This window comes from Moorena sp. SIO4G3 (assembly GCF_010692305.1).
GTDB classification, from domain to species: domain Bacteria; phylum Cyanobacteriota; class Cyanobacteriia; order Cyanobacteriales; family Coleofasciculaceae; genus Moorena; species Moorena producens_A.
In genome coordinates this window covers 22,864-33,303 of sequence record NZ_JAAHIG010000059.1, presented here as the reverse complement: position 1 = coordinate 33,303, position 10,440 = coordinate 22,864, and the positions used below count along the sequence as shown (strand labels likewise).

Sequence of the window (10,440 nt, the reverse complement as noted above, 5' to 3'; positions counted from 1 at the left end):
ATTCCAAAGAGGCATACAGTCCCTTGAGAGTATGCCGTAGATATCGCCCTAGCTCCGAGTCTCTTACTAACAACTGTTTGAGCAGTTGACTCAATCCATCACCATCAGTGTACTCCACTAAAGGGGTTTTGCTCATCGTTATTCTCTTCTTCTATGGGACTACGCTTAACTCTAAGTACACATCCATCTTTTTCTTTTAAAACTTCTGGTTGATCCGATATCCAATAAGGAACTTCCCCTTCATGAATACGCAGATTACTTTGGTCATCAATTGTAATGTAGTATCTGCAGTTATCCTGAATCTGATTTTTATCAAATCCTAATGTACCAAGATATATTTCCTTCAGTTGTGGGCTCTCTAAGCTGGGATAGTAAGCATAGAAGGTGTGTGTGCCACTTCTGGGGAATGCTGGGAGAGGTCGAGGCTTCTGGTTCTCATCTTTGCTGATAGCTCCTTTAGTTTCTTTAGTTGTTTGTTCTCCTTCGTCTTGATTGTGAAAAATATCATCAAGTTTTTCCCCAGCCTTGAAAACTAGCTGTGGAGATTCCTCATTGATACCAATAGCAATATCCCACTGAAGTTCACTATCGATAATCATAGCTTGAGGAACTTCTTCTTGTATATTTGCTTTCTCCAACTCTTCTTTTCTTGTTTTTAGCTCTTCCGATATTGTTTGGTTAATATTTGTTAAGGTAGAGTTATTGTCATCCACCTGATCCCCTACTAAATAATGAGGTTTGCCCCGACAAACTACCATTTCAATTTCTAGGGTTTGGTTAACTTCAAACTGAGCTTTGAATCCCTCAAACCATAGATTATTATTCTGGGAATATATTCCGATTTGTTTGGCAATCTCTTCAAAATTAAATTTAGCCCATAAAATTTCTCTTTGACTTTCAAAGTCTCGACGATAAATGTTCGTAGTTGGTAAAACACCGAACCATTTACTTCGAGCTTTAGCTTCCTGATTAGGATTAAATTTATACAATGGCTGTCGTGCTTGAAAAACTGGTTCTAAAGAACCTACAACTTGCCTCAAGAAAGCACAAGGCAATGTGTAAAGTAAATTATTAACTTCGATATAGAGTTCGCTTTTACCTTCTTTTAGCTTGTCTTTCGCTGCTTTCGGAGCATAAGTGAACTGCTGTCGGCTCATGCCATAACAAGCCCCGACTGAGGTAGCTAATTTGGCATAGTCAGGTACAAAAGTAATCCTGGCTGGGTTCCACTCGAAATCGTTCTTGGTATTGCTAAATATTTCATTAATTTTACGCCTGACTAAATCTAGATGGCAAGTCTGTCCCGATAAAATTAACCAATCCAAAGGTTCTTTTTGACCAGTTGAACTGTCTTTAGGTAATCGGCTTTCTAGCAAGTCTTTAGCAATATTGATGGCTTCTCCAACAACTTTTGAAGCAGCTGTTTCAAGTTGTTGTTTAGATAGCTTGATGCCAGGATTATATTCACCAAGCTCAATATCTTGTTGAACGCGAAGAAATTGTTCTAATTGATTCGCCGGAATTTCATATTCATCATAGTCAAGGCTACCTTTGCTTAATTCAACTTTAGCATCATCAGCCCATCGCCAAAGGGTGTAAAAAGCTTGTAGCTTTTTTCGGTTCTCTTTCCATCGAGTTGGTAATATTTCTTCTGCATAGTTTAGAACTGTTGAATAAAATGGATCGTTTTCTGGGTTTTCTTTGTCAATGCACTCTAATAGGGAGCGAGTGCGGTATTTGTTGTGATTATCTTGTTGCAAAAATCTTGGCTCTAATCCTCTGATCAGCAGGTCTAACTTATCATCCTTTAAGTTCCCTTCTGTAAATGCCGTTAACAAATTGTCAACAATCGCTACTTTAAGCACGCGAAAGAGTCGTAGAGTAATTAACTCACCCCCTAAAAATAAGTGTCCAGAAGACCCCATCAACTCTGGAGTCAGAACATAGTAACGTCCACCAGCTCCTCGATCTTCTCCTGGGTCAAATGGACTATCATCTCTTAGAAGTAAACGAATTAAAGCCAAGTCTGTCGTTCCACCACCAATGTCCAATACCATTAGGTTTTGAGCCCATTTTTGACCGCTACGACGACAGCGAGTTTTAAAAGCTTCTATACCGATAGTTTGGTTTCCACCAAATTCTCGCCATACATAGAAAATAGCTGCAGCGATTGCTTCATCAAAATCTTTTTTTACGTCTAATTTGACATCTGTATCTGTAAATTTTTGCTCAAGAATTTGACTTACTAACTCTTCCAGTTTACGACGAGTTTCTGGTTTAGATACCGTCGGATAAGTAACGATTACTCTGTAAAATTTACCGCTATCATAACGTTTTTTATTTTCCGGTTTATCTTTAAAATTTTCGGTTAATTCAATCAGACATTTCATCGCTGCTTGAATTAGCTCACTATATTCAATATTCTTCTCTTCTCCTTCCCAATATATCTTGATTTTATCTTCTTCTCCTTTTTTTCTGGTTTTATTAAGGTAACGCTTCGGAGAATGGTGAAACTTACTTTCTATTTTTCGCCAAAATGTTTCCTGGTTTTCATCTTCCTGGTTTTCATCAGTAGTCTCTTGGGACATCGCTGCCAATCGATTATTTCTAGCTATTTCCCCCATTTCCACTTCCAAGAATCCATTTACACCAACCAGTTCCAGTTCGCTAGTAATTTGTATCTCTTGGGGGAGATTCTTATCTATTTTTGCCAGAACGATACGTTCCTTTTGTAAGGGTGGTAATTGGAATAATTGACGGTAAATTTCGTTAAGTTTTTTACTAACTACCGGGTAGATTGGATCATCTAGTCTAGTACCTAAGGAAATTTCTAGTTGGCGAATTCCCTCTAACAATATTGAGCTCTTTTTATTGTCGATAATTTCTGGCCAAGATTTTCCCAAATTATTTTCAACTTGTTCGATATATTCCTGCCATTCATGATCACCAACTCCTGGTAATTTTGAGTCAGATGAGCCTAACCATTCCTTAAAAAGCTTAAATAATAGGTCTTTTTGTTCCAAGGATAATTCGTTGGGTTCTATTGCTTCTTTAGGATCGTAAAAAGTAACAGTAGAATTTGAAGTACCAAAATCGATAGCAATCCATCCACCATGTGAGAGCATTTTTTCCCCCTTACTTGTTTTTTTGTAAAATAAATTACAGGTTTGAGACTTTGTGTACGATTCACTTACGTTGCTATTTTGCTCGATATAATCTATCTTAACTCCTAAAAAATAATTAGCATAAATAGGCAGATCTCTATCAAGTTTGCAGTATGGAGAAAATCGTAAGAGCGAATCGAGATAAAATGGTATTGGATAATTATAATTATTAAAATAATTATTGTAAGCCTGTTGAATTTTATCTCTAAGTTCTAGAGGATTTCCTTTTATAGTACAGTTGATATGATCAATCCTTATAATATTAGCTGGATCGTCGTGCTCATGAATCAGGTCTATTACAGGAAGCTTTAACCACTTAGTATTGTTTACTGTTTTGATTTGGTTCAACAGAAACTTATTTACAATCTTAATTCCAACAGGCATATCAACATCTTTAGCAAAGTTTAAAGAGGAATATTTACTAGCTCCTGTAGAATTAATAACCAATCTGGTGTGGTTTCTTCAGTTGGCTCTTCACCTACCATTTGTTTTAGCAACGTTCTATCTGCTAAGAAATCTTCTTCCAAGGTTACAATGGCCTCTTCTAAAATTGATGTTTGGAGTTCTTTATTTACTGTTTGATTTACTTTGCTTAAAATTTGAATAAAACTATCACTAACGCTACAAATCATTGTATCTCGAAGTCCCAGTATAAAAGTTAGATGGTTTTCGTAAAGTGGTATTCTTTTATTAGCTTGTTTATGGTCTGGAGACCACCCGAATATCAAAGCAGGTTCATGGCTATTTTTGTCTTCACGGGGTAAAGGAAACAAAGTTTCTGAATCTATAGTTATAGAACTCTTGTTTTTCACTCTTTTTAGCAGCATTGATTCCCATTCCCTCGGAGATGCTAAAGAAAGTAAGTCTTGTATATCTTCTTCTATTTCTTCTTTTTTCACAACACAATCTTCAATTTCAGACCGTATTTCTTTGACATTGATTGTCCTCTGATTATCCTTTAATGAAATTAGGTTATTTGATAATTCGTCTAACCAGTCTTTGATAGACTGGTCAACACGCTCCTGAATAAACTTTTCGAGTTGATCACAAGCCTCCTGAAAAGAAGGATACAATTCATCGCTTTTAGTAAAAGATTTTCGGATTCTTTGTTGACGTTTTCTTCGAGAAAAAAATGACTCTTCATCCTCACTGTCAACTTGTGGTAAATTGACGATTCCGTTTTCAATTTTGAGAAATAGGGTTCTCCATTCACTCCAGCGAGATATTTCAGAATTTACTTTTTCTTCAACCTCTTGTCGAAGGGGAATTTTGCTTCTTGTTTCATCTATTCCTACTCCCAATTCTAATGGATTTTTTTCTAAATGGGTTTTTAACGCTTTATAGCTATCTGCTAATTCTCGGAGTGCTTGGCGCAGGATTCGTAATTTGGGATTTTCAGAAGCAAGCAATTTAGCCAGTGAAGGATTATTAACTTTTTGTGCTAAATTTTGTTGTTCCTTAACCAAAGTTTGTACTTTAACGTTGACATCTTTATATAATTGTTCAAGACCATGAGTTGCCACGTGATTTTCAAGCAGATACCGTAGTCTAGAAAGACCACCATCTTTTGTGAAAGCATCTAGCCAAGTTACTAAAATACTATCAGGTTCAGATTTTTTTAACCTTTCGCTTAACTGCTGCCATTTTTCGTTTAGATCAGGAAAATGCTTCTGAAAGATATTGAGGTTTTCTAGTACAGTTGGTGTCGCAATTTTAATGGTGCTGTCTAGGTTTTTTATCAAATACTCAAGTGCAGCAAATGCTGACATAAAAACGATTCTTTGCTCATCATTACCTTTCGTCAATTTACGGGAATTTTCAATAACCTTACGCAAAGCTGGTATTTCATCGAAAATTTTCTGCTCTGTTAGTTGCTCTGTGTTACTAAGAAGCTTGTCAATACCAACTTCTGCCCCAGGCAAATCATCAAATCGCCCAACACCTACAAGGATAAAATCATCGAGATTTTGGTTTTTTCTTTGCTTTCGGAGCAGATCGATGATTTCATTGTTTGTTGTACTTCCTGGACGAGGACCATAGGTCAATAGTAAAATCGTCTGTACATTTTCCATTTCATGGACATTTACAAATCGATCTCGAAGCTCAGATTTATCAGCCCCTAATCCAGGCAAATCTAGTAAAACTAACTTGTTTGCTTCTTGAAGAGATGAAAGATCCCAAATTTTATCTGACACTTTGACTTCAACATTTATTCGTCCGATTAGAGGAAAGGTGGCTTGCAAAAACTTAGGAAACTGCTCCTCGTCTTCTGGAGGAAACTGCTCAAACTTCTTAATATCTAAGATCGAACGGGGGTCATTAGGTAGCTGAAGACCTGCGTAAGCATGAGTAGCATTATCAATAGGCAAGGATTGACCGCATAAATTATTATAACGTAGATAAGATTCAACAAACACTACTAGTTCTTGAATTGCGTTTTCTAATCCAGGAGTTTTGTCATAATTTTTTACTTCATCGTACCATTGGATAATGTTTTGCCAAACATCAGGATTTTTGGAATTAAAGTTTTTTAAACTAGCGATTTGCGTACTAGGTAATTGTGCTTCAGCCTGTACAACCAACTCCTCAAGTATAAAGTCAAGACATTTATCAATTTCGTTCTGATTAAAATATTTAACGCTAAACTTAAATTCAGTTGGTTGCGAGCCTTTTACCTGAACGATATTGAGATGAGTCACATTCCCAGTAGCTGCCACTCGACTGTCTGGTAACATTCCTGCATAACCAAGTAAACTACCTAAGACCGTAGTTTTTGTAGCTTTGAATTCTCCCATAACAGCAATTTTAACTGGTGAAGAAGAAGATTTAACTACTTCTTCGGCTTGCTTTCGGACAATTTCAACTTGATTGCTAATTTCAGTTAAAATCCTATCCTGCTGAAGGGATTGATTCTGAATAACAGAGTCATATTCCTTAAGTTGATTAAGTATAGATTCACCTAAATTATTAAACTTACGCAGTTGTTCAACCTTTGACATGATGATTGAATTTATTTAACTATATTAACTAATTATGACTTTGTTTTAATTTATTTAATTAAGCGTATCTAAATAAAAATGATTACATTTTTGTCGCTTATTATCCTCTATTAATAGCTCTCAATAGTACTTCTGGTGGAGGTATTTCTTCTAAATCTCCTAAAGTGAGAGTGTTACAAATACCATATTTGGCTCCCTTTTCTTCTAAAGATTTGTCCAATTCTTGTAGAAATTGTGCTGCTTGGGGATCTGAACCAACTTGAATAAAAGAAATACCAATTTCCGAATCCTTATCGATTCGACGAGTTGCGTTCACAATTACATCAATTACTGGAGGCTTATCATCAGGTGCTCCATCTGTAAATACTAAGAAAATTTCCCCATTTGGTTTAGCACTACCGTTTGCTTTACGTTGGAAATAATTCTCGAGAGCATCCCGCAAAACCTCATCAAGGTATGTTCCACCCATAGGATATGTTTCTTGAAAGATTTGTTCTACCTTATTTGTCGTAACATTATCGTATCGCTTAAATCTACTCGAAAATACATAAACAGTAATCCCATCGGGGTCGATTTCTTCACAATATCTAGCATAAGCCTCTGTAGTTTCTGTCATAACCTCCCATCTAGTTTTTGTCCCCCTTTTCTCGTCCTTAATGGTCATACTGCCACTTTTATCAATAATGATGGTGTAATCACGGTCTTTTAATTCTTCTGGGACATACATAATTCTGATTACTCTGAAAATGTTGCTAAAAAACAATTCAAGCTTTGATAGCATTAGATCAATTAATGTAGCAGATAAAAAAGCCTAGATCGCTTTTATATAACCGACTTATACAGTCAGGGTATTGATAAAGTAGTGATGGCATAATCTACCCGACAAACATTTATTGTAGTTATGAATAAAATTTCAAATAGCTCTTAACGGAAATCTCCAAATCTCTCCGGCAAATCCCTCCACGGTATCCCAGCTCGCTCCCGATATTTTACAATACCTCTACAATACCTCTTTTGTCAAACTAACTGATCACAGGCTTTTCGCTTCCGGAAGAATTGCCCTAGTAGCACTGACAAACAGCGGTTTCTAAGGTTTTCCGATTTTCGCTCAATTTCCTGTTCATTCTACTTACTGTACAAACTAACTGAGTTATTGAGTGGTTGCTTGGAGTCTTTTGAGGTTTTTATAAACTCTTTTTATCAACTCCAAGAATACATATTTAGTTTTAACAAACGGTAGAAATTATTCCGCCGTACTAATGAGGTAATAAAATATACATATATTTAGGAAAGAGGGCTAGGGATTTTCCCACGGATATCTGCCTGACACTAGACAAATCCAACCTACCGAAAGCAGGGTAAAATCTTTATTATGCCTAGGCCAAGTGCCCCTGTAGCTGCACCAAGTAAGGGGGATTAGTAGTAGTTGATCCTTAGGGTGAGATGTCGATAATTTTATCTTATATTTTTAGTATATAAATATACTTACCATTAACTGGTAAAATTTATAATTTCTTAATATTTTTAATCAGTCTCTATAATTAATAAAAATTAATAAATATCAAAAATTAATATTGTTTGATATTTATTAATTTTTGATAATTATTTTAGTGAATGTTTTCCCAATCATCATATTATGCGATACTAAAAATAATACTTTGGAAACCATTTGTCAATTACCCGCTCGGGAATATGCCTCTATTAATTAGAGATAGAAAGAGGGGCAATAGGAAACCTCATAAAGGTAGGTTTTTAACAAAGACGTGATTATCAACTGTCCGGGATAGGGTGACTGGGTGTGGGGTGATTGTAAATGTAGCTAATTTGCCATTAAAAATCATCATGTATTCGGAGTCTTCCTTATAACTGCATATACACTTATTTAATAAAATAAAAAAAGAGGGGCTTGTGATCACGAGTCTGTGGCCAATTAGGCGATGGAAACCGTTTCAGTCAGCCGCTCCAATAGATTGTGCCATGGACCGACACCCAGCTTCTCAATCACCTCTGTTTGAGCTTGTTCCCAGAGTGGAAGGGCTTGGGTAAGGTTTTCCTGGCCTTTTGCCGTTAGTGCCACCAATCGTGTCCGCCGATCCTCTCCAGGAGTGATCTCAATCAGTCCCTGCTTTTCTAAGGGCTTGAGATTGCGGGTCAAAGTGGTTCGATCCATCGCTAGTGTTTGAGCAAGTTTGTTGATAGTGGAGGATTTAGCCCCCGTCATCACAGCCAAGATGGAAAACTGGGTTGCGCGTAAACCGCTAGGCCGCAACTTATCGTCAAAGATTTGGGTGACGACACGGGTGGCTTTGCGTAGGTTAAAGCAGGTACACTGCTCTGGGTTGAGTTGAGTTGTGGATAACTGCATATTTAAAGTATATACACATATTTTGAATTTGTCAAGGGTTAGCCTTAGGCACCATTGGATTACTGAAAACGATAGCAAAGGAAGTCGGGAGTCGGGGTAAGCATAGGCTTACCTTTTGTCAGTAAACCAGGTTCTCCCACTCCCTTTTAGGTTTGATTTGGGCTTAATTTATGCTAAAGTCCCAATAATACAAATTAACAATAAACAATGTTTAGGAGTAAATCAAATGACCGATTACTATGTAGCAGCATACTTTTATGATTTTCAACGCAAGTATGAAGAGGATAATCCATCACTGATGTGGCAAAATCCTGGTAAGCGAAACTGGACTTGGTCTATAGACAAGGGGTATCATGATTGGTTTCCCTCATATACGGAACTGATTGGTCAGTTGCTTGATAGTTTTTTTGTAGAAACAGAATTGACGAGAGCCGAGTTAGAGGAAAGGTGCAGAAAATCTATTTTTGAAAAGCATCAAGACAAGCCAAGCTATAAATTGTTTGACTATTCTGCAGCTACAAGTGCTTTGAATCCCTATGAGTATCCCATACATTTCAAGAAAGACGAAAGCAATCAGACTATTAAAAAGATGGTCATATTCGGTGACAGTCTTTCTGATACAGGGAATCTCAAGCACTGGGTTAAATTAATGCCCGAATATCCCTATTGGTATGGCAGGTTCACGAATGGACTAACATGGAGTGAATATCTGTCTAAAGAAACAGGAATTACTCTGTTCAACTGGGCTTATGGTGGAGCAAAATCTGATTTAATCAATGATTTCAAGCCTAAAGAGATTCTGGATTACGTAAAATCCGGGGGACGCAATGTTATTACTGGCAGTATGACTACAACGATAAATCGTTATCTTGATAATGGATGGCTGAGTGGGAAAAAGATTGATTTAACAGCAGCAGAAGAGACAGCTTATACCCTGTGGATTGGAGCCAATGACTATCTTGAGAAATTCGATAGTGAAGAAACACTCTTTAATTTAATAGAATATCCTAACGATATAGGAGGCTATGAAAAAGTTTCAGATCGAGCAACTGATAACATAATCGAAAATATCAAAAAAATAAATGACAAAGGTGCAAAATATTTTATCATACCAAACCTACCGAATGTCGGAAAAACGCCCACAATAGCAACTGTAAGCTATGATTTCAGTAGAGGTTCGGTGAAAACAAGAGAAGATTTTTCTGCTGCTATAACAAACATAATCAATGTTCATAATAATAAGCTAAAAATAAAGATAGAGTCTCTGAAAGAAGAACGGGGTAAATATTTGGAGATAGTATACATAGATCTATTTTCTGATTTCGACGCACTCCTAGAGAATAAAAATCCCTTCACAGGAGATTATTTTGACGCACAATTCGAGAATGAGTATTACGATATCCAATCTACAGGGAGTAGTGCGATACAAATACCTAAACAGTGTTTCCAAGGAGGTTATACTGCCGAAGGCATCACAAATTCAGACTGGAGAGCCTACGCCTCGAATAATACAAGTAAAACAAAAGACGGGTCTTTTAACTTTCTATCGACATTTTGGGATAATGTACACCCAACATCATACGCTCATTCCTTGATTGCATATTCTTTTCAGTATTGGATGAAAGAGGCTGGACTAATAAGTAGCTCTCTCCCTAAGCTGGAAGACTATCGAGATAGAAATCGACACCTCGATTAATTCAAGTTTATTGAGCACTGGAGTTTAGACTAAAAGGAATAACAAAGAGGTTCCAGCGACGCCGGAACCTCTTGCTTTCAGAATATCAGAGGTGTTGACTTGATCTCTCATCTTCTATAACTAGGTCTAATGAATCGCTACTTAAACTAATAATTTGGAATAAGGTTGAATCCAATTTACAAAAGCACTCCCAATATCAGCTAATGCGCTACGCGC

Annotated in this window: 5 protein-coding genes; 1 reads left to right on the top strand and 4 read right to left on the bottom strand. The window is 36.7% G+C overall.

The genetic code is table 11. The annotated features are described in order from the left end of the window. Positions 1–104: 104 nt before the first annotated feature. The 4 genes from F6J99_RS13635 to F6J99_RS13620 form a co-directional block, all read right to left on the bottom strand. Positions 105–3,611, bottom strand: a complete 3,507-nt coding sequence (locus F6J99_RS13635) for a virulence factor SrfB (protein ID WP_070391285.1) — start codon at positions 3,609–3,611, stop codon at positions 105–107. Beyond that, the gene (locus tag F6J99_RS13630) at positions 3,569–6,163 is read right to left on the bottom strand and encodes a hypothetical protein (RefSeq protein WP_070391286.1); all 2,595 of its coding nucleotides are present in this window, start codon (positions 6,161–6,163) and stop codon (positions 3,569–3,571) included. Before F6J99_RS13630 ends, F6J99_RS13635 begins: the two co-directional genes overlap by 43 nt. A gap of 100 nt (positions 6,164–6,263) precedes the next feature. Then, positions 6,264–6,890: a VWA domain-containing protein gene (locus F6J99_RS13625; protein ID WP_070391287.1), complete on the bottom strand. Its 627-nt coding sequence runs from the start codon at positions 6,888–6,890 to the stop codon at positions 6,264–6,266. 1,203 nt (positions 6,891–8,093) lie between these two features. Beyond that, positions 8,094–8,528, bottom strand: a complete 435-nt coding sequence (locus tag F6J99_RS13620) for a MarR family winged helix-turn-helix transcriptional regulator (protein ID WP_293113386.1) — start codon at positions 8,526–8,528, stop codon at positions 8,094–8,096. Positions 8,529–8,754: 226 nt separating this feature from the next. On the opposite strand from F6J99_RS13620, the gene F6J99_RS13615 reads away from it, so the two are divergent. After that, a complete protein-coding gene (locus F6J99_RS13615; RefSeq protein WP_293113385.1) occupies positions 8,755–10,224 on the top strand; it encodes an SGNH/GDSL hydrolase family protein in 1,470 nt (489 codons plus the stop codon). Positions 10,225–10,440 lie beyond the last annotated feature (216 nt).

Excerpts from the sequence above, each read along its gene's own strand:
- F6J99_RS13630 (WP_070391286.1), bottom strand. The coding sequence starts at position 6,163 with ATGTCAAAGGTTGAACAACTGCGTAAGTTTAATAATTTAGGTGAATCT.
- F6J99_RS13625 (WP_070391287.1), bottom strand. The coding sequence starts at position 6,890 with ATGTATGTCCCAGAAGAATTAAAAGACCGTGATTACACCATCATTATT.
- F6J99_RS13620 (WP_293113386.1), bottom strand. The coding sequence starts at position 8,528 with ATGCAGTTATCCACAACTCAACTCAACCCAGAGCAGTGTACCTGCTTT.
- F6J99_RS13615 (WP_293113385.1), top strand. The coding sequence starts at position 8,755 with ATGACCGATTACTATGTAGCAGCATACTTTTATGATTTTCAACGCAAG.